We start from the raw sequence: 23959 nt of genomic DNA on the forward strand, positions 1-23959 counted from the left end.
CCGGGTCGGAAGTGGCTCGGAGGCACGTGACGCAGGTATGCTGAAAGGCTGTTGTGCGAGCGCACGACACGGATCAGGAGAGCATCATGCCCAGGGAACGCGGGGAGAAGGTCATCGCGACCAATCGTCGCGCACGTCACGACTACAACATCGAGAAGTCGTACGAGGCGGGGATGGTGCTCACCGGCACCGAAGTCAAGTCACTGCGCCAGGGGCGTGCGAACCTCTCGGACGGTTACGCGTTCGTCAAGGGCAACGAGGTGTTCCTCGACTCCGTGCACATCCCCGAGTACTCGCAAGGGCACTGGACGAACCATTCGGCCAAGCGCATCCGCAAGCTGCTGCTGCACCGCGAGGAGATCGTGAAGATCGCCCACGCGGTCTCGGCGGGCGGTTACACGCTGATCCCGCTCAAGCTGTACTTCTCCGACGGTCGCGCCAAGGTCGAGATCGCACTCGCCAAGGGCAAGCGCGAGTACGACAAGCGCCAGACGCTCCGTGAGCGTCAGGACACGCGCGAAGCGGAACGCGCGATGCGACTGCGCAACCGCGTCGGCGAATAGCCGCAGGTCACGGCGACGGCGTGAAGCCGAACGCCCGACCCAGGAACGCGAGTTCGCGTTCGAGGGCATCGACGACCGTCTCCGCGCGCCGGAAGCCGTGCCCCTCCCCGGGGTAGAGCACGTACTCGTGATCGACGCCCCGTCGGGCGAGCGCATCGCGGATCGCCTCGGACTGCGACGGAGGCACCACGATGTCATCGGCTCCCTGGAGCAGGAGCACCGGAACGTCGATCCGGTCGGCGTGCGTCAGGGGCGAGCGTTCGATGTACAGCTCCTCGGATGCCGGGAGCGGACCGACGAGGCCGTCGATGTAGTGCTTCTCGAAGTCGTGGGAGTCGGCGACGAGCATCCTCAGGTCGGAGACGCCGTAACGCGAGATGCCCGCCGCGAACGCGCCCCCGCGCACGAGCGCGGAGAGGACCGTCCAACCACCGGCCGAGCCTCCGCGGATCGCGATGCGCGTCGGGTCCGCGAGGCCCGCCGCCGCGAGGCCGTGCGCCGCAGCGATGACGTCGTCGACGTCGACGACGCCCCACTGGCGGTCGAGCCGCTCGCGATAGGCGCGCCCATAGCCGGTCGACCCGCCGTAGTTCACGTCGAGCACCCCGATCCCGCGGCTCGTGTAGAACGCGAGCGCCGCCGAGGTCGCCCCGGTCACATGAGCGGTCGGACCGCCGTGCACCAGCACCAGGTACGGCGGGAGTTCGTCGGCGGATGCCGCAGCACCCGGGTTCGCGGGCGGATACGCGTAGGCGTGCACCGGGCCGTGACGGCCGTCGAAGGTGAGAGCGAGGGGCGGCGGCATCCACGCGGGATCGACGGCCTCGCCTCCGCGGACCGCGACGACGGCACCCGTGTCGAGATCGGCGCACCACACCCCGGAGGTGACGCCCGATCCGTTCCCCGAGAGCAGGACGAGCGAGCCGACGACGTCATCGATGCTCACGTGCCCGTCGCACGGCACCTCGACGCGTCGCTCGGAACCGTCGCCGGAGAGGACGACGATCTCGTCGCGGCCGTTCGTGCGCACGGCCACGAGACGGCCGTCATCGAGGGGCTGGAACCAGCGATTGCCGAGCACCCACAGTCCGTAGCCGGTGTCGGCATCGGCGGAGGTGAGAGGGACCGGCGCGGCCGTGGGCGCGATCCCGTCGACGGTGACACGGTGCACGGCCCAGCGCCCGTCGCGGTCGTCCGCGAAGAGGAGTTCGTTCTCGGATATCCACTCCGGCTGCAGGGCCGCACGCGTGGACACCGAGCCCGTCTCGCCGGAGCGCAGGTCACGCAGACGCAGGTGCGCTTCGTCCCACGGCATCCGCTCGCCCGACCATTCGACCCAGGCCAGTCTCGTGCCGTCGGGGGAGAGGGAGGGATGGGCGTAGAAGGCGCCGCTCTCGGCGTGCACGATGACGGCGGACGGGGACTCCGCGGCAGACCCGTCGGTCGGGATCTCGACGATCGCCCGACGGTGCTCGGTCGAGGTCAGGTCCTCGCGGACGGCGAGAAGGCGGCTGTCCTGCACGCGCAGCCCGCCGTGGGCGGGGCCCGGAGGAGTGAGAGCGACAGGCTCCGTGCCGCGACCGAGCCGGTAGACGCGCTGATCGTCGGCCTGGACGAAGAAGAGGGTGCCATCGGCGTCCGCCGTCCATGCTCCACCGCCGTACTCGTGCACGCGTGATCGGGCGCTCCAGGGAGCGGGGAGCACCTCATGTCCGAGCGATGAGCGCACCGTCATGCGACCGCCCTCTGCGGGCACGGACTCCGCCCACCAGATCTCCTCGCCGACGAATCGTGCTCCGTCGAGGCGCGGGGAGGCCGCGGCGACGGATGCCGGGGTGAAGGGCGAGGACCAGGAACCGTACGGTGACGACATGCTTCGAGCCTATGCGTCGACGCGAGCGCGCCGGGCCCGGGTGTGCGTCAGACCGCGCGGAGGACGGCGACGATCTTTCCGAGGACGACGGCTTCGTCGCCGAGGATCGGTTCGAACGCCGAGTTGCGCGGAAGCAGCCAGGTGTGGCCGTCGCGGCGCCGGAAGGTCTTGACCGTCGCCTCACCGTCGAGCATCGCCGCCACGATCTCACCGTTCTCGGCGGTGTGCTGGGAGCGGACGACGACCCAGTCGCCGTCGCAGATCGCCGCGTCGATCATGGACTCGCCCGAGACCTTGAGCATGAACAGGTCGCCCTTGCCGACGAGCTGTCGCGGCAGGGGGAAGATCTCCTCGACGTGCTGGTCGGCCGTGATCGGGACGCCGGCGGCGATGCGACCGACGAGGGGCACCAGAGCAGCGTCGCCCACGGGAGTGGCGACATCGGCGGGGTTCTCGGTGCTCGTGCCGGGGAGATCGATCAGGACCTCCATCGCACGCGTCTTGCCGGGATCGCGACGCAGGTAGCCGCTGAGCTCGAGCTGGCCGAGCTGGTGGGTCACGCTCGAGAGCGACTTGAGCCCGACGGCGTCGCCGATCTCGCGCATGCTCGGCGGATACCCCTGCTGGGCGATCGACGCCTGGATCACCTCGAGAATGGCCATCTGCTTGGGGCTCAGGCTCTTCCGACGGCGTGTGCGCGGTGCCTCGGGATCGGGGGCGGTGATCTCGCTCATGATGCTCCTTCGGTGCGCGATTCCGGCGTCCTTCTTCGAATGTCGGAGGCCCGTGGTTCGGTGTTGGTATCGAAACCGTATCCGAGAAAAGCGCGGATGTGGAAGATCTGTTCGAGCGTGTCGGTGAAATCGCGAACGTGATTTCGAAGAAAGCTTGACAGATATTCGAATTCGAAGATACCTTCGGAACGTAGCTTCGCACTCGCCCCTCCCGGCCGAGAGGCGGATGCGAACGCTACGCCAACGTGGTCATCGCTCGCGGGTGATGACAGACCTCCGGTTCACCGGAGCAAGGCAGAGGAGAACGACATGAGCAGCATCACCTTCAGCACCGCAGCCGTCCGTCCGGTCCGCCCGGCGACGCGTCTCCGGCTGACGGCGCGCGGTCGTCGTGTGCTGCTCGCTCTGGCCGCGCTTCCGCTCGCATTCGGCATCGCCTTCGCCGCGCTCAGCGGCGGCAGCGCGCTGGCGACCGGCGAGGGGGCCGGCACGGTGACGTTCGAGACGGTCACCGTGATGCCCGGCGACACGCTGTGGTCGATCGCGGCCGAGGTCTCGCCCGAGTCCGACCCGCGAGAGGTGATCGGCGAGATCACTCGTCTCAACATGCTGCAGGGCGGCGTGCTGCAGATCGGCCAGGAGCTGTCGATCCCCGCGGAGTACGCGAGCTGACTCGTCCGGCCGTCGTCCCCACCGCAAAAGGTCGTCCCCACCGCAAAAGGCGGTAACGCGGAGAACGGCCTCGGCCGTGCGGCCTAGCATGGAGTGGTGACTTCTTCGCTCGATGATCTCCCTCTCCGCGACGATCTCCGAGGGCTCACCCCGTATGGGGCACCTCAGGCGCCGCTCCCGATCGCTCTGAACGTCAACGAGAACACGCATCCCGTACCGGATGCCGTGGCGAGCGACATCCTCGACGACATCGCGGTCGCGCTCCGCGACGTGAATCGCTACCCCGACCGCGAGTTCACGGCTCTCCGTGAGGGCTTCGCGCAGTACCTCGGTCACGGCCTCGACGCCTCGCAGATCTGGGCGGGCAACGGCTCGAACGAGGTGCTCCAGCACATCCTCCAGGCTTTCGCCGGCCCGGGGCGGTCGGTCTTCGGCTTCGCGCCGACGTACTCGATGTACCCCCTGCTGGCCCAGGGGACGGGCGCGCGCTGGGTGGCGGGGGAGCGTCAACCCGACTACACGATCACCCCGGAAGAGGCGGTCGCTCAGATCGAGCAGGTCGATCCCGACGTGGTGCTCCTGTGCTCGCCGAACAATCCGACGGGGACGCCGCTCGGACTCGACGTCATCGAGGCCGTCTATGCCGCCGCGCGCGGTGTGGTCGTGGTCGACGAGGCCTATCAGGAGTTCGCTCCGCACGACGCGCCCTCGGCGCTCACGCTGCTGGAGGGACGCCCGCGGCTCGCGGTGTCGCGCACGATGAGCAAGGCCTTCGCCTTCGCCGGAGCGCGGGTGGGATACCTGGCCGCCGATCCCGCGTTCATCGACGCCCTGCGTCTCGTGCGATTGCCGTACCACCTGAGCGCGCTCACCCAGGCGGCGGCGGTCGCCGCGCTGCGCAACTCCGACGTCATGCTGGGCATGGTCGAGGAGATCGTCGCGCAGCGCGATCGGATCATAGCGACGCTCGAGGCGCTCGGATACACGCCTCACGAGTCCTGGTCCAACTTCGTGCTGTTCGGCGGCGTCTCCGATCCGAAGGCCACGTGGCAGCGTCTCTACGAGCAGGGCGTGCTCGTCCGTGACGTCGGGATCCCCGGCCACCTGCGCGTCACCGCGGGCACCGAGGCCGAGACCACGGCGTTCCTCGATGCGCTGGCCTCGATAGAATCGGCCTCATGAGCACCCCCACCCCGGCCCCGCGCACCGCGCGCCGCGTGCGCAGCACGTCGGAGTCCACCGTCGAGCTCGAGCTGAACCTCGATGGCACCGGCGCCAGCCGCATCGACACCTCCGTTCCGTTCTTCGACCACATGCTCACGGCTTTCGCCAAGCACTCGCTCACCGATCTGACGGTGCGGGCCTCGGGCGACACCCACATCGATGCGCACCACACCGTCGAGGACATCTCGATCGTGCTCGGCCAGGCGATCGGTGAGGCGCTCGGCGACAAGGCGGGCATCTCGCGCTACGGCGATGCGCTCGTGCCGCTCGACGAGGCGCTCGCCCAGGCCGTCGTCGACATCTCCGGCCGTCCGTACCTCGTGCACGAGGGCGAGCCCGCGGGCTTCGAGCAGCACCTCATCGGCGGCCACTTCACGGGCTCGCTCGTCCGGCACACCTTCGAGGCGATCGCCTTCAACGCGGCGCTCACCGTTCACGTCCGCGTGCTGGGTGGTCGCGACCCGCACCACATCGCCGAAGCGGAGTACAAGGCCTTCGCGCGCGCTTTCCGGCAGGCCAAGGCCCTCGACCCGCTGGTCGACGGCATCCCGTCGACCAAGGGCGCGCTGTGACCCGCACACCCCGGGTCGCCGTCTTCGACTACGAGTCCGGCAACGTGCACTCCGCGGTGAAGGCGCTGGTCGCCGCCGGAGCGGACGCCGTCCTCACTCGCGATCGCACCGAGGCGCTCGAAGCCGATGGACTGCTCGTGCCGGGCGTCGGCGCGTTCGCCGCGGTCCGTGACGCCCTGCGGGCGCACGGCGGAGACGACATCATCGATCGTCGGCTCGCGGGTGGACGCCCGGTCATGGGAATCTGCGTCGGGATGCAGGTGCTCTTCGAACGCGGTGTCGAACGCGGGCAGAACACCGAGGGACTGGGGGAGTGGCCGGGAGCGGTCACCGAGCTCAACGCGTCGGTCCTCCCGCACATGGGCTGGAACACGGTGTCCCCGGGGCCCGACAGCATCCTGTTCGACGGCATCGAGGACGAACGCTTCTACTTCGTGCACTCGTACGCGGCTCAGACCTGGGAACTCGACGTCATCCCGCCGTTCCCGCAGCCCGTTCTCACCTGGACGACCTACGGTGATCCGTTCCTGGCCGCGGTCGAGAACGGCCCGCTCACCGCGACGCAGTTCCACCCGGAGAAGTCGGGGGACGCGGGCATCCGTCTCCTGCGCAACTGGACCCGGAGCCTCTGAGAGGCGCCGCCCGGCGTCATGCATTTTGAGGCCCGAGCGGCCGCAGAGTACCCTCGAATCTCGTGCCCGCAGCGGGCGCCGAGCCCCCACACCAAGGACGTCATGAACGACTTCGCACAGTCTCCCTCTCTCACGCTGCTCCCCGCGGTCGATGTCGCCGGTGGCAAGGCCGTGCGCCTCACGCAGGGCGAGGCCGGCACGGAGACCAGCTACGGAGATCCGCTGGACGCCGCCGGCGAATGGGTCTCGCAGGGCGCTCAGTGGATCCATCTCGTCGATCTCGATGCGGCGTTCGGTCGGGGGAGCAACGCGCCGATCCTGCGCAAGGTCATCAAGCAGTACCGAGGCGTGAACATCGAACTCTCGGGTGGAATCCGCGACGATGCGACGCTCGAAGCGGCTCTCGAGAGCGGAGCGACCCGCATCAACCTCGGAACCGCCGCCCTGGAGAACCCGGAGTGGGCGGCCGACGTGATCGGCCGTTACGGTGAAGCGATCGCCGTCGGTCTGGACGTCCGCGGCACGACCCTCGCAGCGCGTGGGTGGACGAAAGAGGGCGGCGACCTCTGGGAGGTGCTCGACCGCCTGGAGGACGCGGGCTGCAGCCGTTACGTGCTCACCGATGTGACGAAGGACGGCACGCTGCGCGGCCCGAACCTCGAACTCCTGCGCGAGGTCACCGCCCGTACGCCCAAGCCCGTCGTCGCCTCGGGCGGCATCTCGAGCCTCGACGACATCGCCGCGCTGCGCGAGCTGGTGCCGCTCGGAGTCGAGGGCGCCATCGTGGGCAAGGCCCTGTACGCCGGGGCGTTCACCCTTGCTGAGGCGCTGGATGTCGCCGGCGACTGACGACTCCTGCGGTCACGGCCCGCACGGTCACGGTTCCCACGACCACGCGGGTGCGGCGAACCGTGGCGACTCCGCTGGAGTTCCGTGGGAGGGGCGCAGTTTCGAGGCGAACCAGCACGCCGCCGATGACGGCTCCGCCGATCCCGCCCTGCTCGCCGCGCTGCTGAGTTTCCGCGCGGGTTCCGGTAGCCAGGTGGAGGTCGTGGACGCCTTCCGCCATGCGCGTGTGCTCATCCCGCTCGTCGCCGAGAAGGGCGAGGAGGGTGTCGCCCCGAGCGGACTCGCCGTCGACAAGACGCAGGAGCTCTCGATCGTGACGGTCGCGGCACCGGACGGGCGTCGCGTGCAACCCGTGTTCTCCTCGGTGGAGGCGATGCAGGGATGGGACGCGTCGGCGCGACCCATCCCTGTCGAGGCCGTTCGCGCGGCTCTCGCAGCATCCGCCGACGACACCGATCTGATCGTGCTCGACCCGACGTCGGAGACCGAGTTCGTGATCCGCCGCCCCGCGGTGTGGGCGATCGCGCAGGAGCACGCGTGGGAACCGAGCTTCCTCTCGCCCGAGGTGTTCGCCGCCCTGCAGGCGAGCGTCGCGCAGGAGCTCGCGGTGATCGACGTGGCGGTGGCCGCGGGGGATCCGGATGCGCGTCTGCGGGGTCCCGAACTGATCGTGATCCTCGAACTCGTCGACGGACTCGAGCGAGAGGTCCTCGACGCGGTGCTCGCCCGCCTCGCTCAGCGGTGGTCGTCCGACGACCGCATCGCCGTCCTGGCGGACTCCCTCACCGTCAAGCTCCGCCGCAGCGCCTGACGCGCCTATAGCTCCAACGGTCGAGTCGTTCCGACCGGCGAGCGCAGCGATGCCGCCGGGAGTGAGCATCGGGAGGGGCCCGCGAAGCGGGAGGGTCCCCGTTCTGCGAACGAAGGCGGCGTCGTTGCGCTCGCCCCGGAGAAACTAGTTGACCGGCCCGGTCCACTTCTCTCCCGGCCCCTTGCCGATCGGGTCGGGGATGACGGAAGCCTCACGGAAGGCGAGCTGGAGCGAGCGCAATCCGTCGCGCAGGGAGCGCGCGTGCATGTCGCTGATCTCGGGGGCACCGGCGGTGATGAGTCCCGCGAGGGCGTTGATGAGCTTGCGCGCCTCGTCGAGGTCGAGCTGATCCTGCGCGTTCGGGTCGTCGGCGAGACCGAGCTTGACGGCGGCCGCGCTCATGAGGTGCACGGCGGCGGTGGTGATGACCTCGACGGCGGGGACGTCGGCGATGTCGCGCGTCGCGGACGACGCGGCCTCCTCCTGCCGTGCCCAGCGCTCTTCGCGCTCGCGGTCAGCCTCGTTGGATGCCTGGTTCGTCACTTCGCCTTGCCTTCTGTTAGACTTTGTCGGGCTCCGGAGCGTCATGCTCCGGCACGAAAGAGGATTCACTTCCCACCCGCGCTTGCCGTTCCAGGCTACCGGGTCTTGCACTCCACCGGATCCGCTCGCAGAGCGGGGCGGTCGTCAGGGTGCGAAGCCGGCTTCTGAAGGCCGGTGGGTGGGGACGATTCTGATTTCGCCCGGAATGCTGACAGCATCCCGGTGGCCGAATCCCATCGTCTAAGGAGTTCCGCATCAGCGATCCCCGCACCAATGAGCGCATCCGCGTCCCCGAGGTCCGCCTCGTCGGCCCCGCGGGTGAGCAGATCGGCGTCGTCCGCATCGAGGCGGCGCTGCGCCTTGCGCAGGAAGCCGACCTCGACCTCGTCGAGGTCGCACCCAACTCGAAGCCGCCCGTGGTCAAGATCATGGACTACGGCAAGTTCAAGTACGAAGCCGCCCAGAAGGAGAAGGAGGCTCGCCGCAACCAGGCGAACACCGTTCTCAAGGAGGTCCGCTTCCGCCTGAAGATCGAGGCGCACGACTACACGACCAAGCTCAAGCGTGCCGAGGGCTTCCTGAAGGCCGGCGACAAGGTCAAGGCCATGATCCTGTTCCGCGGCCGCGAGCAGTCGCGTCCCGAGCAGGGTGTGCGTCTGCTGCGCAAGTTCGCCGAGGACGTCGCGGAGCTCGGAACCGTCGAGTCGAACCCGACGATCGACGGTCGCAACATGGTGATGGTCGTGGCTCCGCTGAAGAGCAAGTCCGAGGCCAAGCAGGAGCAGAACGCCGTTCGCGACGCGCAGCGCGCCGCCAACAAGCAGGCTGCCCGCGAGGCGAAGGCCGAGGCTCCGGCCGAAGCCGCCGCGGAGTGACACCCGCCCCACACACTCCCGCACCGCGGGTTGACACCGTCGCCTGAGAAGGCGCCATACGAAGGAAGAGAAGATGCCGAAGCAGAAGACCCATTCGGGTGCGAAGAAGCGCTTCAAGATCACCGGCAGCGGAAAGCTGAAGAAGCAGCAGGCTGGCATGCGTCACAACCTCGAGCACAAGTCGAGCCGTCGCACCCGTCGCCTCAACCAGGACCAGGTTCTGTCGAAGGCAGACGCCAAGGTCGCGAACAAGCTTCTCGGTCGCTGACGCGCCGAACGCACGATAGGAATACAGGAAAATGGCAAGAGTCAAGCGGGCGGTAAACGCTCACAAGAAGCGCCGGGTCATCCTCGAGCGCGCCTCCGGTTACCGCGGCCAGCGTTCGCGCCTCTACCGGAAGGCCAAGGAGCAGGTCATCCACTCCCTGGTCTACTCGTACCGGGACCGTCGCAAGCGCAAGGGTGACTTCCGTCGTCTCTGGATCCAGCGCATCAACGCTGCGGCACGCCAGAACGGCATCACGTACAACCGCTTCATCCAGGGCCTCGGCCTCGCGGGTGTGACGGTCGACCGTCGTATGCTCGCCGACCTCGCGGTCAACGACGCAGCGACGTTCACGACTCTCGTCGAGACGGCCAAGAAGGCTCTGCCTTCCGACGTCAACGCTCCGAAGTCGGCTGCGTAAGCAGCGATCTCTTCAGAAGGCGCTCTCCTCCGGGAGGGCGCCTTCTGCTTTCTCCGGACGCGCTGTCCACCTGGAGCGCACGCCGGCGTCGAGCGCAGCGGCCACCGCGACGGCGCAGACGTAGACGACCAGATCCCGGGGATCGAATCCCGAACCCAGCACCAGGTGCACGGGTGGGAACGCCTGGCCCAGGGCGCGCGGGATGCCGGTGAGTTGGGCGAACTCGACGGCAGCGCACACGAGGGCGGCCGACACCGCGATCGCGCCGGAGCGCGCACGGGGGAGTGCGCAGGCGATGAGCGCGTAGATCAGCACGGCGTAGAGGGCGTCCCCGGCGATGTCCCCGGCCGGCCCCTCGACGAGACCGTGGACGAGGAGGCCTGCGCCGATGACGCCCGCAGCCGCTGCGGCGCAACCGATCCGTCGGCGTCGCCTCGCTCGCGGGGACGATGGGCTGTCGGTTGTCACGCCCGCACCCTACCGATCGAACCTGGAACTGCGCCTGCGTCAATGGCTCGGCGCGGGGAAGGTGTTCCCTAGACTGTGATCGTGCTGGAGAACCCCCGCTCCCCCCGAGTCCGAGCCGTCGCCAAGCTGACGAAGCGAAGCGCACGAACCGAGACCGGGCTTTTCCTCCTCGAAGGGCCGCAGGCCGTCCGAGAGGCTCTGACCTACCGTCCCGAGGCGATCGTCGAGCTCTTCGCGACCCCGACCGGGTGGGAGAGGCATCCCGACATCCGGGCTCAGGCCGCAGATTCCGGCATCGATGTCGAGCACGTCACCGAGTACGTCCTGAACGCGATGGCCGATACGGTCACTCCGCAGGGGCTCGTGGCCGTCGTCCGGCAGACGCCGACGTCCGTGCGCGACGTCTTCGCGGCATCCCCTCGCCTGGTCGCGATCTGTCAGGAGGTGCGCGATCCCGGCAACCTCGGGACGATCATCCGCGCGGCGGATGCGGCGGGAGCGGATGCCGTCGTCCTCACCGGACGCACGGTCGATCCGTACAACCCCAAAGTCGTGCGCGCCACGACGGGATCGCTGTTCCACCTCCCGGTCTCGGTCGGCGGGGAACTCGAAGACGTCATCACCCGCGCGCACGAAGCCGGTCTGCGCATCCTCGCCGCGGATGTGAAGGGTGACGACCTGCTCTCCGCGCGCGCCGAGGGCGTGCTCGCCGAGCCGACCGGGTGGCTGTTCGGAAACGAGGCGCGAGGCCTGGAGGACGACGCTCTGGCGCTGGCCGATCGCGTTCTGCGCCTCCCGATCTTCGGCAAGGCGGAGTCGCTGAACCTGGCGACCGCCGCGAGCGTGTGCCTGTACGAGAGCGCGTTCGCGCAGCGCGCCGCGACGGTCGGCTGATACTTTTGCTCCTGCCCGTCCGTCACCGCCGACGGAGAGAGGAGGGGAGCGCATGCGGATACTGATCGTGGAAGACGACGATCGCGTCGCCGCGGCGCTCGACGCCTTCCTCGCCCGTTCGGGGTATGCGACCGTGAGGGCGTCCGACGGCGCCGCGGCGATGGATCTCCTGGGGGCGGACACCGAGGTCGTCCTCCTCGATCTCGGTCTGCCCGACGTCGACGGCATCGATCTGTGCCGCCGTATCCGTGGCCGCTCCGACGTGCCGATCGTCGTCGTGACGGCGCGCAGCCAGGTCACCGAGCGCATCAAGGGGCTGCGTGCCGGTGCCGACGACTTCGTGGTGAAGCCGTACGACGTGCACGAGCTCCTCGCCCGGATCGAGGCGGTGACACGGCGCTCGCGAGCGGTGCGCCCCGAGTCCGACGGTGTGGTCACGATCCACGGCGGTGCTGTCGCGATCGATCTCGTGGCACGGCAGCTCCGGGTCGACGACCAGGCGGTCGATCTCACGCCCAAGGAGTTCGACATCGTCGCGGTGCTCGCGCGCTATCCCGGAGTCGCCGTTCCGAAGGATCGACTCATCCGCGAGGTGTGGAACACCGATTGGCGCGGCTTCGGTCACTCGCTCGAGGTGCACGTCGGAGCCATCCGTAAGAAGACGGGCTCGCACCGGGTGATCGAGACGGTGCGTGGCGTCGGCTATCGGCTCGTGGGGTCGTAGCCGGTGCGCAAGCGGCTCGTGATCGTGTTCCTGGTGCCCCTGGTCGCGATCCTCCTCTCCCTCGGCGGCGCGACCGGATGGAGCGCCGCGCGCAGCATCCAGCAGGCGGTCTACACCGAACAGATCGGTGACCTCGGCTACTTCGCCACGACGGCCCGGCAGGCGCTCCGCTCGGATGCTGCCGGTGTCTTCGAGGGCGAGGCGCGCAGGTTCGAGCAGGTCTACGGGATCGAGATCGCGGTGTACGACCTCACCGGATCCGTCTGGGCGGCGAGCGAGTCGGAGCCGGGGGTGCTCTCCGAGGAGGAGGCCGAGCAGGTGCGACTCGCGCTCTCGGGCCGCCGCGCGGAGGCCCCGGAAGCCTTCTTCCCCTGGATCATCTCGGACGCCACGATGGTCGAGCCGGTGTTCGACGACGGCGATGTGATCGGCGCGGTGATGATCTCGGCCGAGGTGGAGGCTCCGCGCACGGCGATCCTGCAGCAGCTGCTGATCCTGATCGGGGTCGCCCTCGTCTCGATCTCCCTGGGCGTTCTCCTGGTGTTCCAACTCGCCCGGTGGGTGCTCTCGCCCGTGCGGCGGCTCGACGATGCGATGGTGGCGATCGAGCACGGTGAGATGGATGCGCGCGTCGCGGAGGACACAGGGCCGCCCGAACTGAGGCGCATGACGAGGGTCTTCAACGGCATGGCCGAGGAGATCGAGCGTAGCCTCGCCCGCCAGCAGGAGTTCGCGTTGAACGCCTCGCATGAACTGCGCAATCCTCTCAACGCCCTGCTGCTGCGCGTCGAGCACCTGGCGACGGGGCTCGATGACGAATGGAAGGACGACATCGAGGAGACGCGCGAGGAAGGGCGCCGGATGGCTCGGATCCTCGAGACCATGTTGAACCTCGCCCGCAGCGGTCGCGCCGATTCGATGTTCTCCGCGGTCGACCTCACCACGCTCGTCGAGCGTCGCAGCGATGCCTGGCGCGAGGTGGCGGGGCCCCGCGGCATCGGCTTCCGACGCACGGGGGAGGGGATCGTCATGTGCGTCACCGATCGCACGATCGTCGAGAGCGCACTCGATGCGGTCATCGACAACGCCGTGAAGTTCTCGCCGGCCGATTCGGTGATCGAGCTGGGGGTGGAACGCGACGGCGAACGCTGTCGGTTGACCGTGCGGGATCGCGGGCCGGGGCTCGCCGGGGATCAGGTGGAGTACGCCACCGACAGATTCTGGCGCAGCGCCGACAGCGACGACACCCCGGGTACCGGACTCGGGCTGGCGATCGCCACCGATCTGCTCGCATCCATCGGTGGCGAACTGGTCGTGTCGTCGCCGGACGGCGGGGGTCTCCTGGTGTCGCTCGTGCTCACGAACGGGGGGTTCGAATGACCAGGGATCGGATGCTCCGGCTCGCGCGCCGTGCCGCTGCCGCGGTCTGCGCCGCCGTCGTCGTCCTCGGCGCGAGCGGGTGCAGCCCGCGCGCGGGCGAGTGGGCTGAGGGCACGGCCGTCATCGCCGGCGGAGGCACGACGGGGGTCTACTTCGACTACGGCGGGCACTTCGCCGAGGAACTCTCGACCGCGCTCGGCGTATCGGCCGAGGTGACGGAGACGGACGGCTCCGTCGACAACCTGCGCAGGGTCGCGTCCGGCGAGGCGCTGCTCGGCTTCGCCCAGGGCGATGCGGCTGCGGATGCCGTGGCCGGACGCGGCGCGTTCGACGAGCCTCTCCCGATCCAGGCGGCGGCGCGCCTGTACGACGAGTACGTGCACGTCGTCGTGCGGGCGGACTCCGAGATCGACGGCATCACCGATCTCACCGGGCGGACGGTGTCGCTGGGCGCCGTCGGATCGGGCGTCAACGTCATCGCCACGCGCATCCTCGACGCCGCCCGGGTGGATGCCGGGTCGGTGAGCAATCCGCAGCTGGATCTGCGCGAGTCGATCGCCGCGCTCGAGAGCGGCGAGATCGACGGGTTCTTCTGGGTCGGGGGGCTGCCTACGCCCGGCATCGAGAACCTCTCGGGCTCGCTGCCCCTGCGGTTGCTGCCGATCGAACAGGACTGGGTCAACGCCGTCAACGCACGGTACTCCGACGCGTACCGTTCGTCGGACTTCCCCGCGGGCGCCTACGGGATCGCGCAATCGGTGCCGACGATGGCCGTTCCGAACTACCTGATCGTCGCGTCCGCGACCCCGGATGCGGTCGTGAAGGACATGCTCACGGTGCTCTTCGACGCGCGCTCGCGCATGGCGGAGGACGTGCCCGCGGCGGCGCTCCTGAGCCGCCGTCAGGCGATCTTCACCGTGCCCGTGGACCTCCATCCCGGAGCGGTGGACTTCTATCGCGATCAGCGCGGATGACGGCGCCGCGCCCCTCGGGGACCGCTGCGTAACGCCCTTGTTACGACCCTCAAGAAATCCTCAAGAAGTCTGACAGCGCCCGGGGGCTCTGCGATCGTGAGGTCGGTCGCGCACCGTTCGACGATGAACGCGGATGCCCGTGGGGACGGGTGGCGCGAGGACTGAACCCACCGGGGCCGACCCCCGATCGAGCACTGCCGACGACCTGGCGAGTTTGGAGAAAAGATGACCACCGGTAAAGCCCTTGTCGTGGTCGACAACGTGCAGAAGCACTACGGCGAGTTCCAGGCTCTGACCGATATCGACCTCACCGTGAACGCCGGCGAGGTCGTCGTCGTGATCGGCCCGTCCGGCTCGGGCAAGTCGACCCTGTGCCGCACCATCAACCGCCTCGAGACGATCACCAGCGGGACCATCAGCATCGACGGCAAGGCGCTGCCCGCCGAGGGACGCGGGCTCGCCGAACTCCGCGCCGACGTCGGCATGGTCTTCCAGTCGTTCAACCTGTTCGCCCACCTGACGATCCTCGAGAACGTCACCCTCGGCCCGATCAAGGTGCGCGGCCTCAAGAAGGCCGACGCCGAGCGCGAGGCGATGGAGCTGCTCGAGCGCGTCGGCGTCGCCAAGCAGGCGTCCAAGCTTCCGGCCCAGCTCTCGGGCGGGCAGCAGCAGCGCGTCGCGATCGCGCGAGCGCTGGCGATGCATCCGAAGGTCATGCTGTTCGACGAGCCGACCAGCGCGCTCGACCCCGAGATGATCAACGAGGTGCTCGACGTCATGGTCGAGCTCGCGCACGAGGGCATGACGATGATCGTCGTCACCCACGAGATGGGCTTCGCCCGCAAGGCGGCCGACCGCGTGGTCTTCATGGCCGACGGCCGGATCGTCGAAGAGGCCACGCCCGAGGAGTTCTTCACCCATCCGAAGAGCGATCGCGCCAAGGACTTCCTCTCGAAGCTCCTCACGCACTGATCACCCCAGACCCTGCACCCACAGCACACGAAGGAGACGCACATGCGACGCACACGGACACTGGCAGGTATCGGAATCGCGGCGGTGGCGCTGCTCGCGCTCACCGCCTGCAACAGCGGAACCCCGTCGAGCACGGGCACCGGCGGCGACGACGGCGGCGGCGACGCCTCGAGCAGCACGCCCTGGACGGTGGCGACCGATGTCAGCCTCGACGGCAGCCCGACGTTCGACCGGATCTCGTCCAGCGGGACGATCAAGGTCGGCGTCAAGGAGGACCAGCCCGGGCTCGGCTACCTCGACCCCGTGACGGGCGAGCGCACCGGTTTCGACGTCGACATCGCACGCTGGATGGCCGCATCCCTCGGGGTCGACCCCGAGAAGATCGAGTTCCAGGCGATCGCGTCGGCGAACCGCGAGCAGGCGATCGTGAACGGTGACATCGACTACTACGTCGGCACCTACTCGATCACCGACAAGCGCAAGGAGCAGATCTCCTTCGCCGGTCCGTACTTCGTGACGGGCCAGGGCCTCCTCGTCGGAGCCGACAGCGACATCGAGAGCGTCGACGACCTCGACTCCTCGACCACGGTGTGCTCGGCCACGGGCTCCACGCCCATCCAGAACATCAACACCAACTACCCCGAGGTTCCCACCAAGGAGTACGACACCTACTCCAAGTGCGTCGAGGACCTCAAGAACGGCCAGGTGGACGCCGTCACGACCGACGAGGCGATCCTCATCGGCTACGCGGCTCAGGACCCCGACAACCTCAAGGTCGTCGGCGAGCCCTTCAGCGAGGAGCGCTACGGCATCGGTGTGGCGAAGGATGACACCGCACTCGTCGAGTACTTCAACACGCAGCTGACCGACGGCGGCGACGTCTGGGAGCAGATCTTCGAGAACAACCTCGGAGCCTCCGGAGTCAAGGCGACCCAGCCCGAGGTCGACCCGATCAGCTGATCCGAGTGGGGCGGCCGATATCCTCGGCCGCCCCGCTCATCGGCAGAGCGTCGCGCCAATTCGAATCGACAGGAGCACCAGTGGGAGTCATCACCGACCACCTCGATCTCTGGGGGGAAGCGCTGTGGGGAACGATCGCGCTGTTCCTGGGTGGAGGTCTCATCGCGATCGTCCTCGGACTGATCGTCGGCGCGGCCAGAGTGTCCCCGGTGCCGATCGCCCGCGCGGTCGGCGGCGTCTACGTGAACTGGATCCGCAACACCCCGTTGACCCTGGTCATGTTCTTCTTCGCGTTCTGCCTGCCGATCCTTCTCGGCGAACGCGTCAATTCCCTCCTGCTCGCGGTCATTGCCCTCGGTCTCTACACGGCCACCTACGTCGCGGAGGCGTTGCGCGCCGGCATCAACACGGTGCCCGTCGGGCAGGCTGAGGCCGCCCGCGCGATCGGCCTGAACTTCGGTCAGGTCATGCGCTACGTCGTGCTGCCACAGGCGACCCGATCCGTCGTCCCCCCGATGATGAGCGTGCTCATCGCCCTCATGAAGAACACGACCGTCGCGGCGGGGTTCTCCGTCGTCAACCTGGGCACGATCCGCGCCGCACTCAGCGAGCGCGGCGAGAGCGCCCTGGTCGTGCTGCTGTGGGTCATGGTCATCTTCGTCGTGCTGGTGCTGCTGCTCGCCTGGGTCCAGCGAGTGCTCGAGAACAAGTGGAGGATCTCGCGATGAGTTCCGTTCTTTTCGACGTCCCCGGTCCCCGCGCCATCGCGCGCAACAGACTCATCGGAGTCGCGACCGTGCTCGTGGTGCTCGCCGTGCTCGGCTGGGTCGTGTGGCGGCTCTTCGCCACCGGGCAGTTCTCGGCGGAGAAGTGGAACATCTTCTCCTACTCCGCGGTCTGGGTCCGCTTCGGCGAGGGGCTTCTCAGCACGCTCGCCGCCTTCGCCGCGGCCGGCGCCGGCTCGCTCGTCCTCGGCTTCGTCCTGGGCATCGGGCGTCTCTCCGAGCACGCCTGGGTCCGGGAACCGGTCCGGTGGATCATCGAGGTGCTGCGCGCCGTCCCCGTGCTCGTCCTCATGATGCTGCTGTACTACGGCCTCCCCGTCGTCGGCATCAAGATGTCGCCCTACTTCGCGGTCGTGATCGCGCTCATCGTCTACAACGGCTCGGTGCTCGCCGAGGTGCTGCGCGCCGGTGTCGAGTCGCTGCCGCGCGGGCAGGCGGAGGCCGGGTACGCGATCGGACTCCGCAAGAGCGGAGTGATGTGGTTCATCCTCCTGCCGCAGGCCGTGCGAGCGATGATGCCCGTGATCATCGCGCAGCTCGTCGTCGCGCTGAAGGACACGGCTCTCGGGTTCATCATCACGTACCAGGAGCTGCTGTACGTCATCAACCAGATCGGCAACCAGGCGCCCTACGGCTCCCCGCTCATCCCGGCGGCGATCGTCGGCGGCTCCATGTACGTCGCCGTCTGCCTGGTGCTCTCCTACATCGCATACCGCCTCCAGCGTCGCACCAAGCGTTCGCCCAAGGCGGGAGATGCGGCTCCGGACCCGCGTCAGCACGCCGGTGAGACGAACACCGAGCTGATCACGCTGCAGCGCGGGACCGACAGCGGGCGAAGCGCGACCCCCGGAGCATGACGGTGGCGGGATCGTCCGATCCCGCCACCCCGCGCCGGTAGACTCGTTTCTCGTGTCCGAGACTCCAGAAATCACCCCGGAAGCGGTCGAAGCAGCCGTAGCCGCCGCCCTGGCAGCGATCAACGCAGCGACCGACACCGCCGAGCTCAAGGCGGCCCGTGCCGCCCACGTGGCCGACGGTTCGCCCCTCGCCGTCCTGAACGCCTCGATGCGTCAGGTCGCCCCCGAGAACAAGGCCGCCTTCGGCAAGCTCGTCGGCCAGGGGCGCGGTCAGGTCACGCAGGCGCTCGCCGCCAAGGAGGCCGAGCTCGCTGCCGCCGAGGTCGCGGCGCGCCTCGAAGCCGAACGCATCGACATCACGGCGGTGCCGTCGCGCACGCGCGTCGGTGCGCGGCATCCGCTCTCCCTGCTCCAGGACCAGGTCTGCGACATCTTCGTGGGCATGGGATGGGAGATCGCGGAGGGTCCCGAGCTCGAGCACGAGTGGTTCAACTTCGACGCGCTCAACTTCGACGTCGACCACCCCGCCCGCCAGGAGCAGGACACGTTCTACGTCGACCCCGCCTCGCGACACCTCGTCATGCGCACGCACACGAGTCCCGTCCAGGTGCGCTCGATGCTCGACCGCGAGGTGCCGATCTACGTGCTCTGCCCCGGGCGCGTCTACCGAACGGACGAGTTCGATGCGACGCACCTTCCGGTGTTCACCCAGTTCGAGGGTCTCGTGATCGACAAGGGCATCACGATGGCGCACCTCAAGGGCACGCTCGACCACTTCGCGAAGCAGCTGTTCGGTCCCGAGGCCAAGATGCGCTTCCGCACCAACTACTTCCCCTTCACCGAGCCCTCCGCCGAGCTCGATCTGTGGCACCCCACTTTCAAGGGCGGCGCACGGTGGATCGAGTGGGGCGGCTGCGGCATGGTCAACCCGAACGTGCTGCGTGCGGCCGGGATCGATCCCGAGGTGTACAGCGGCTTCGCGTTCGGCATGGGCATCGAGCGGGGACTCATGTTCCGCAGCGATGTGCAGGACATGCGTGACATGGCCGAGGGCGATGTCCGATTCAGCGAGCAGTACGGGATGGTGGTGTGATGCGCGTCCCGCTTTCGTGGTTGCGTGAGTACGTCGATGTGGCAGCGGATGCGTCCCCCGAGGACGTCCTCGCGGCACTGGTGACGGTCGGCTTCGAAGAGGAGGACGTGCACCGCTTCGACATCACGGGTCCGGTCGTCGTCGGACAGGTGGTCTCGCTCGAGGGCGAACCGCAGTCCAACGGCAAGACCATCAACTGGTGCCAGGTCGACGTCGGCGAGGCGAACGGCGGCGTGCGCGGCATCGTCTGCGGCGCCCACAACTTCGTCGCCGGAGACAAGGTCATCGTGACGCTCCCGGGCGCGGTGCTGCCCGGCCCGTTCCCGATCGCGGCCCGCAAGACCTACGGACACGTGTCGGACGGCATGATCGCCTCGGCGCGGGAGCTCGGGCTCGGTGACGAGCACAACGGCATCCTCGTGCTGTCCGACCTGGGGATCGACGCCCCGGTCGGTACCGACGCGATCACCCTCCTCGGGCTCGACGACGTCGCGGTCGAGATCAACGTCACGCCCGACCGCGGGTACGCCTTCTCCCTGCGCGGCGTGGCCCGCGAGTACTCGCACGCGACGGGAGCGGAGTTCCGCGACCCGGCCGAGCGGGACTTCGCCGAGCTGCAGCCGGGCGACGGCCATGTCGCGATCGTCGACGATCAGGCGCCCGTGCGCGGACGTGTGGGCGCGAGCGAGTTCGTGACCCGGGTCGTCCGCGGGGTCGACCCGTCCCGCCCGACACCTCCCTGGATGATCGCGCGGCTCTCGCTCGCGGGAATGCGCTCGCTCGGCGTGCTGATCGACATCACGAACTACGTCATGCTCGAACTCGGCCAGCCGCTGCACGGCTACGACCTCGACAAGCTCACGGGCGGCATCACGGTGCGCCGCGCTCGGGCGGGCGAGAAGATGACGACTCTCGACGGCCAGGAGCGCACGCTCCACGTCGAGGATCTGCTCATCACCGACGAATCCGGACCCATCGGCCTCGCCGGCGTCATGGGCGGCGGCACGACCGAAATGAGCGACACGACGACCGACGTCCTCATCGAGGCCGCGTCGTTCGATCCCACCACGATCGCGCGCACCGCACGCCGGCACAAGCTGCCCAGCGAGGCGTCCAAGCGCTTCGAGCGCGGCGTCGACCCGCTCATCCCGTTCGTGGCGGCCCGTCGTGCGGCCGACCTCATGGTCGAGCTGGCCGGCGGCACGCTCACCGACGAGGGGGGCGCGCTCTTCGCCGAGGTCTTCGTCGGCGAGATCGACCTGCCCGGAGGCTTCGTCGAGGGCCTGATCGGCGTCGACTACACCGAGGCCGAGATCACCGGTGCCCTCACCACGATCGGTGCGGAGGTGACCGCTGCCAACGACGGGTGGACCGTCATCCCTCCGACCTGGCGTCCCGATCTGACCGACAAGTGGACGCTCGCCGAAGAGGTCGCCCGTATCCACGGCCTCGACCGCATTCCCTCGGTGCTTCCCACGCCGCCGTCGGGCCGCGGACTCACTGCGCACCAGCAGGGCCGCCGCCGGGTGGCGAACGCCCTGGCGTCCGCGGGCTTCGTCGAGACCCCCGCCTTCCCGTTCACGACCGAGGCGCAGAACGACCTCCACGGATCGGCGACGGGGGAGCACCTGCCCAGCATCCGGCTGGCGAACCCGCTCGACGGCCAAGCGCCGTTCCTGCGACGCTCGCTGGTGCCGGGGCTGCTCCAGACGGCGCACCGCAACATCTCACGCGGACTCACCGACCTCGCGATCTTCGACACGGGTGCGGTGTTCCTGCCCGAAGCCGGGACGACCTACGGCACGGATGAGGTTCCGCCTCTCGGTGAGCGCCCCTCGGAGGAGACCCTCGCCGAGCTGAACGCATCGATCCCGCCGCAGAACCGCTTCCTCGCCGCTCTCCTGACCGGGAACGCGACCCCGCGCCAGCCGGGACGTCCGGCCGAGGCGGCCGGGCTCTCGGATGCTCTCGACGCCGTGCGCGTGATCGCGACGGCCGCAGGCGTCGAGATCGATGTCATGCAGAGCACGCGTGCCGCCCTCCACCCGGGGCGCACGGGCGACCTGCGCGTCGCGGATCGGGTCGTCGGCTACGTCGGCGAACTCCATCCCGCTGTCACCGCGGATGCGGATCTCCCGGGGCGAGCGACCGTGCTCGAGGTTGATCTCGATCTCGTGCTCTCCCTCGCGGGCGAGCGCATCGTCGCCGCATCGCTCTCGACGTTCCCCGCCGCGACGCAGGACGTCTCGCTCGCTGTGTCGATCGAGGTTCCGGCCGCGGATGTCGAGGCAGCACTCGCCGAGGGCGCGGGTGCGCTCCTCGAATCAGTGCGCCTGGTCGACGACTACCGCGGCGAGGGCGTTCCTTCGGGTTCGAAGAGCCTGAGTTTCGCCCTGCGTTTCCGCGCCGACGATCGCACTCTCACGGCGGCCGAGGCCAGTGAAGCCAAGCTCGCGGGCGTCGCCGTCGCCGCCGAGCGCTTCGGGGCGGCTCTGCGCGACTGAGTCCCACCCGATCTCCTCGCAGGCACTGGCCGTCGCGCAGCGTTACCGCTAGCGCGACGGCCAGTGCCAGCTCGGACGCTCGAGCGGCAGCTGATCGCGCACACGGGTTCCGTAGCCGTTCGACTCGAGCTCGACGACCGACCCGCCCGCCTCGGCGAGTGCGCGGCGGAGGGGTGCCGAGTGGGTGACGACGATCACCTGCGTCTGGGCCGCCGCATGAGCGAGCAACGAGCCGAGAGGGTCGATGAGGCTCTCGTGCAGGCTCGACTCGGGCTCATTGACGACGAGGAGCGGCGGCGGGTCGGCGGGCAGCAGTGCCGCGCACCACAGCAGGTACCTGAGCGTGCCGTCGGAGAGTTCGGCGGCGTCGAGCGGGCGCAGCAACCCGGGTTGCCGCAGTTGCAACCGGAACGAGCCGTCGGTGACGGATATCTGCACGCGTGATCCCGGGAAGGCGCGGTCGACGGCCTCGTCGAGCGGAGCGCGGCGTCCGGCTTCCGTCGTCGTCGCCCACACGGCGGCGAGGTCGGAGCCGTCGTCGCTCAGCCAGCGCGTGCGGGTTCCGACCTGCGGCTGTCGCGCGGGGGCGGACGCGTCGGTGCGGAAGTGGTCGTAGAAGCGCCAGCTGGCGATCCGGGAGCGTAAGGATGCCGTCTCCCACCTCGCGGTGCCGTCGACGAGGTCGAGCAGCACGCTCTGCCCCGGTCCCATCGGCTGATCCACCGATTCCCAGCCGTCGTCGCCCCGCACCCGCACCCCGCCGCGCTGACGATCGACGAACAGCGTTCCCGGCCGCGCGAACGGGCCGCTGAACAACTGCTCGCGTTTGATCTCCGGGTCGCGCGTGAAGAGGCTGCGCGCGTCGGTCTGCGGCAGGCCCAGGTCGATGAGGTACCCGACCTCGTCGGCGGCGATGCCGAGGCGCACCGAGATCGGTCGGGTGCGCTGTGTGCCCTGGGCTCCCTCACCCTGCGGCGTCTCGGGGCCCGCCCACAGCACGCTGTCGAGGCCTCCCTCCCGTGCGACGGCGGCGACCGCGCGGCCGTGGCCGGTCGCTGCGAGCAGGCGCAGTGCGCGGTAGAGGTTCGACTTGCCCGTGCCGTTCGCCCCCGTGATCACGGTGAGCGGATCGAGCGGCACGACGACGTCGACGAGCGAGCGGTAGCCGGAGACGGCGAGGGTCGTGAGCATGGCCCCATCGTGTCAGGCGCATCCGACACTCTGCTCTGAGCGGATGCGCTTCCGTCGGCGCGCCGATCCTGGTGTGCTGGTGTCATGACGAATGCCCTGATCCTCGGCGGCACCGGATGGCTGTCGAGCCGGATCGCCCGCCGCCTCCTCGACGAGGGCGCCGCCGTGACCTGCCTCGCGCGGGGGGCCCGCCCGGTGTCGCCGGGGGCGACGCTCGTGGTCGGGGACCGGACCGGTGCCGATCCGTACGCGGCGCTCGACGGCGATTGGGACCTCGTGGTCGACGTCTCGTCCTCGGCGCTCCAGGTCGCCCGGGCCGTCGACGAGCTCGGAGACCGCGCCGCCCGCTGGACCTTCGTGTCGTCCGTCTCGGTGTACGCCGACGACGAGACGGTGGGCGCCGGCGAGAGCGCGCCACGGCATCCGTCCTCCCGCGCGGAGGATGCCGACTACGGTGCGCAGAAGGCGGCGGCGGAGGATGCCGTCGCCGCGCTGGGCGACCGGGCGCTGATCGTGCGACCCGGTCTGATCGTGGGCGAGGGCGACCCGAGCGACCGCTTCGGTTATTGGGCGGCGGCGTTCGCACGGGCGGGGGAGCGACCGGTGCTGGTGCCGCCCCTGGCCGGCCGGACCGCGCAGATCGTCGACGTCGACGACCTCGCCGCGTACGTCGCCTCCTCGCGAGCCGTCGGCGCGGTGAACGCGGTCGGCGACAGCATCCCGCTCGCCGACATGCTCGAGATCGTGCGCGGTGCCGCCGGACACACCGGCGGCGTGCGCGAGGCGAGCGAGGAGTGGTTGCGCGCGCGGAGTGTGGAGTACTGGATGGGCGTGCGCTCGTTGCCGCTCTGGTTGCCGGCCGACATGACCGGATTCATGACCCGTCGCAACGAGAGGTTCCTCGCGACGGGAGGCGCGCTGAGCCCGCTCGACGCGACGGCCGCGCGGGTCGTGGCCGACGAGCTCGTGCGCGGTGTGGATCGTCCGCGCCGCGCCGGGCTCAGCCGCGCGGAAGAGGCGGAACTCCTCGCCGAGCTCGAGTGACGCTCGGTGACGTGACGGATTTGCGGATGCCGTCGAGGGCGCGCTATCGTCGCGACATGCCTTCGGTCGCTTCCGCTGT

The 23959-nt window shown here is 69.2% G+C and carries 26 protein-coding genes; 21 read left to right on the forward strand and 5 right to left on the reverse strand.

Annotated features, from left to right (window positions below; genetic code table 11):
- The first annotated feature begins 86 nt into the window (after positions 1 to 86).
- Positions 87 to 563, forward strand: coding sequence for an SsrA-binding protein SmpB (gene smpB, locus ACI2JZ_RS16340; protein WP_247625330.1), 477 nt, complete (start codon positions 87 to 89; stop codon positions 561 to 563).
- A gap of 7 nt (positions 564 to 570) precedes the next feature.
- Here the strand turns inward: smpB and ACI2JZ_RS16345 are convergent, their stop codons facing one another.
- Complete coding sequence (locus ACI2JZ_RS16345) at positions 571 to 2436, reverse strand: S9 family peptidase (protein ID WP_404598548.1); 1866 nt, start codon at positions 2434 to 2436, stop codon at positions 571 to 573.
- Positions 2437 to 2483: 47 nt separating this feature from the next.
- Positions 2484 to 3170: a transcriptional repressor LexA gene (lexA, locus tag ACI2JZ_RS16350; protein WP_404598549.1), complete on the reverse strand. Its 687-nt coding sequence runs from the start codon at positions 3168 to 3170 to the stop codon at positions 2484 to 2486.
- 309 nt (positions 3171 to 3479) lie between these two features.
- Here lexA and ACI2JZ_RS16355 point away from each other — a divergent pair, with 309 nt between their 5' ends.
- From ACI2JZ_RS16355 to ACI2JZ_RS16380, 6 genes are all read left to right on the forward strand, one after another.
- Complete coding sequence (locus ACI2JZ_RS16355; RefSeq protein WP_247956540.1) at positions 3480 to 3842, forward strand: LysM peptidoglycan-binding domain-containing protein; 363 nt, start codon at positions 3480 to 3482, stop codon at positions 3840 to 3842.
- Between the two features lie 96 nt (positions 3843 to 3938).
- Positions 3939 to 5024: a histidinol-phosphate transaminase gene (locus tag ACI2JZ_RS16360; RefSeq protein WP_404598552.1), complete on the forward strand. Its 1086-nt coding sequence runs from the start codon at positions 3939 to 3941 to the stop codon at positions 5022 to 5024.
- Positions 5021 to 5638: an imidazoleglycerol-phosphate dehydratase HisB gene (gene hisB / locus ACI2JZ_RS16365; RefSeq protein ID WP_247625335.1), complete on the forward strand. Its 618-nt coding sequence runs from the start codon at positions 5021 to 5023 to the stop codon at positions 5636 to 5638. Before ACI2JZ_RS16360 ends, hisB begins: the two co-directional genes overlap by 4 nt.
- Positions 5635 to 6270, forward strand: a complete 636-nt coding sequence (gene hisH, locus ACI2JZ_RS16370) for an imidazole glycerol phosphate synthase subunit HisH (RefSeq protein ID WP_247625336.1) — start codon at positions 5635 to 5637, stop codon at positions 6268 to 6270. Before hisB ends, hisH begins: the two co-directional genes overlap by 4 nt.
- 102 nt (positions 6271 to 6372) lie before the next feature.
- Positions 6373 to 7119, forward strand: a complete 747-nt coding sequence (priA, locus tag ACI2JZ_RS16375) for a bifunctional 1-(5-phosphoribosyl)-5-((5-phosphoribosylamino)methylideneamino)imidazole-4-carboxamide isomerase/phosphoribosylanthranilate isomerase PriA (protein WP_247634394.1) — start codon at positions 6373 to 6375, stop codon at positions 7117 to 7119.
- A complete protein-coding gene (locus ACI2JZ_RS16380; protein ID WP_404598554.1) occupies positions 7103 to 7930 on the forward strand; it encodes an SseB family protein in 828 nt (275 codons plus the stop codon). The genes priA and ACI2JZ_RS16380 overlap by 17 nt, the downstream gene beginning before the upstream one ends.
- Positions 7931 to 8074: 144 nt before the next feature.
- Here the strand turns inward: ACI2JZ_RS16380 and ACI2JZ_RS16385 are convergent, their stop codons facing one another.
- Complete coding sequence (locus ACI2JZ_RS16385) at positions 8075 to 8473, reverse strand: DUF1844 domain-containing protein (protein WP_404598556.1); 399 nt, start codon at positions 8471 to 8473, stop codon at positions 8075 to 8077.
- 230 nt (positions 8474 to 8703) lie between these two features.
- On the opposite strand from ACI2JZ_RS16385, the gene infC reads away from it, so the two are divergent.
- From infC to rplT, 3 genes are all read left to right on the forward strand, one after another.
- Positions 8704 to 9348: a translation initiation factor IF-3 gene (gene infC, locus ACI2JZ_RS16390; protein WP_308194271.1), complete on the forward strand. Its 645-nt coding sequence runs from the start codon at positions 8704 to 8706 to the stop codon at positions 9346 to 9348.
- A 73-nt stretch (positions 9349 to 9421) separates the two neighbouring features.
- Positions 9422 to 9616: a 50S ribosomal protein L35 gene (rpmI, locus tag ACI2JZ_RS16395; protein ID WP_247625340.1), complete on the forward strand. Its 195-nt coding sequence runs from the start codon at positions 9422 to 9424 to the stop codon at positions 9614 to 9616.
- Positions 9617 to 9647: 31 nt separating this feature from the next.
- On the forward strand, positions 9648 to 10034 hold the full coding sequence (gene rplT, locus ACI2JZ_RS16400) for a 50S ribosomal protein L20 (RefSeq protein WP_045252681.1): 387 nt from the start codon (positions 9648 to 9650) through the stop codon (positions 10032 to 10034).
- A 12-nt stretch (positions 10035 to 10046) separates the two neighbouring features.
- Here rplT and ACI2JZ_RS16405 read toward each other — a convergent pair whose 3' ends face one another.
- Positions 10047 to 10502, reverse strand: a complete 456-nt coding sequence (locus ACI2JZ_RS16405) for a DUF2809 domain-containing protein (protein WP_404598558.1) — start codon at positions 10500 to 10502, stop codon at positions 10047 to 10049.
- Positions 10503 to 10583: 81 nt separating this feature from the next.
- Between ACI2JZ_RS16405 and ACI2JZ_RS16410 the strand changes: the two genes are divergently transcribed.
- The 10 genes from ACI2JZ_RS16410 (at position 10584) to pheT (ending at position 21645) form a co-directional block, all read left to right on the forward strand.
- Positions 10584 to 11396 carry a TrmH family RNA methyltransferase gene (locus ACI2JZ_RS16410; protein ID WP_404598559.1) on the forward strand — a complete coding sequence of 271 codons (813 nt, stop codon included), beginning with the start codon at positions 10584 to 10586 and terminating at the stop codon, positions 11394 to 11396.
- 52 nt (positions 11397 to 11448) lie between these two features.
- The gene (locus tag ACI2JZ_RS16415) at positions 11449 to 12120 is read left to right on the forward strand and encodes a response regulator transcription factor (protein WP_247625343.1); all 672 of its coding nucleotides are present in this window, start codon (positions 11449 to 11451) and stop codon (positions 12118 to 12120) included.
- A 3-nt stretch (positions 12121 to 12123) separates the two neighbouring features.
- Complete coding sequence (locus tag ACI2JZ_RS16420) at positions 12124 to 13500, forward strand: sensor histidine kinase (protein WP_404598561.1); 1377 nt, start codon at positions 12124 to 12126, stop codon at positions 13498 to 13500.
- Positions 13497 to 14474: a TAXI family TRAP transporter solute-binding subunit gene (locus ACI2JZ_RS16425; RefSeq protein WP_404598562.1), complete on the forward strand. Its 978-nt coding sequence runs from the start codon at positions 13497 to 13499 to the stop codon at positions 14472 to 14474. Before ACI2JZ_RS16420 ends, ACI2JZ_RS16425 begins: the two co-directional genes overlap by 4 nt.
- A gap of 225 nt (positions 14475 to 14699) precedes the next feature.
- The gene (locus ACI2JZ_RS16430; RefSeq protein WP_247625346.1) at positions 14700 to 15446 is read left to right on the forward strand and encodes an amino acid ABC transporter ATP-binding protein; all 747 of its coding nucleotides are present in this window, start codon (positions 14700 to 14702) and stop codon (positions 15444 to 15446) included.
- Positions 15447 to 15488: 42 nt separating this feature from the next.
- The gene (locus ACI2JZ_RS16435) at positions 15489 to 16406 is read left to right on the forward strand and encodes a glutamate ABC transporter substrate-binding protein (protein ID WP_404598564.1); all 918 of its coding nucleotides are present in this window, start codon (positions 15489 to 15491) and stop codon (positions 16404 to 16406) included.
- An 80-nt stretch (positions 16407 to 16486) separates the two neighbouring features.
- Entirely contained in the window at positions 16487 to 17134 is a 648-nt protein-coding gene (locus ACI2JZ_RS16440; RefSeq protein WP_247625348.1) for an amino acid ABC transporter permease, read from the forward strand.
- Positions 17131 to 18048, forward strand: a complete 918-nt coding sequence (locus ACI2JZ_RS16445; RefSeq protein ID WP_404598566.1) for an amino acid ABC transporter permease — start codon at positions 17131 to 17133, stop codon at positions 18046 to 18048. The genes ACI2JZ_RS16440 and ACI2JZ_RS16445 overlap by 4 nt, the downstream gene beginning before the upstream one ends.
- A gap of 52 nt (positions 18049 to 18100) precedes the next feature.
- Complete coding sequence (pheS, locus tag ACI2JZ_RS16450) at positions 18101 to 19141, forward strand: phenylalanine--tRNA ligase subunit alpha (RefSeq protein WP_247625350.1); 1041 nt, start codon at positions 18101 to 18103, stop codon at positions 19139 to 19141.
- Positions 19141 to 21645 (forward strand): phenylalanine--tRNA ligase subunit beta, encoded by a 2505-nt coding sequence (gene pheT, locus ACI2JZ_RS16455; protein WP_404598568.1) that lies wholly within the window; start codon positions 19141 to 19143, stop codon positions 21643 to 21645. Before pheS ends, pheT begins: the two co-directional genes overlap by 1 nt.
- A 48-nt stretch (positions 21646 to 21693) precedes the next feature.
- Here the strand turns inward: pheT and ACI2JZ_RS16460 are convergent, their stop codons facing one another.
- A complete protein-coding gene (locus tag ACI2JZ_RS16460) occupies positions 21694 to 22836 on the reverse strand; it encodes an AAA family ATPase (RefSeq protein WP_404598569.1) in 1143 nt (380 codons plus the stop codon).
- Between the two features lie 84 nt (positions 22837 to 22920).
- Between ACI2JZ_RS16460 and ACI2JZ_RS16465 the strand changes: the two genes are divergently transcribed.
- The gene (locus ACI2JZ_RS16465; protein ID WP_404598570.1) at positions 22921 to 23880 is read left to right on the forward strand and encodes an NAD-dependent epimerase/dehydratase family protein; all 960 of its coding nucleotides are present in this window, start codon (positions 22921 to 22923) and stop codon (positions 23878 to 23880) included.
- Positions 23881 to 23959 lie beyond the last annotated feature (79 nt).

This window comes from Microbacterium sp. NPDC087868 (assembly GCF_044900755.1).
Classification (GTDB): Bacteria; Actinomycetota; Actinomycetes; order Actinomycetales; family Microbacteriaceae; genus Microbacterium; species Microbacterium galbinum.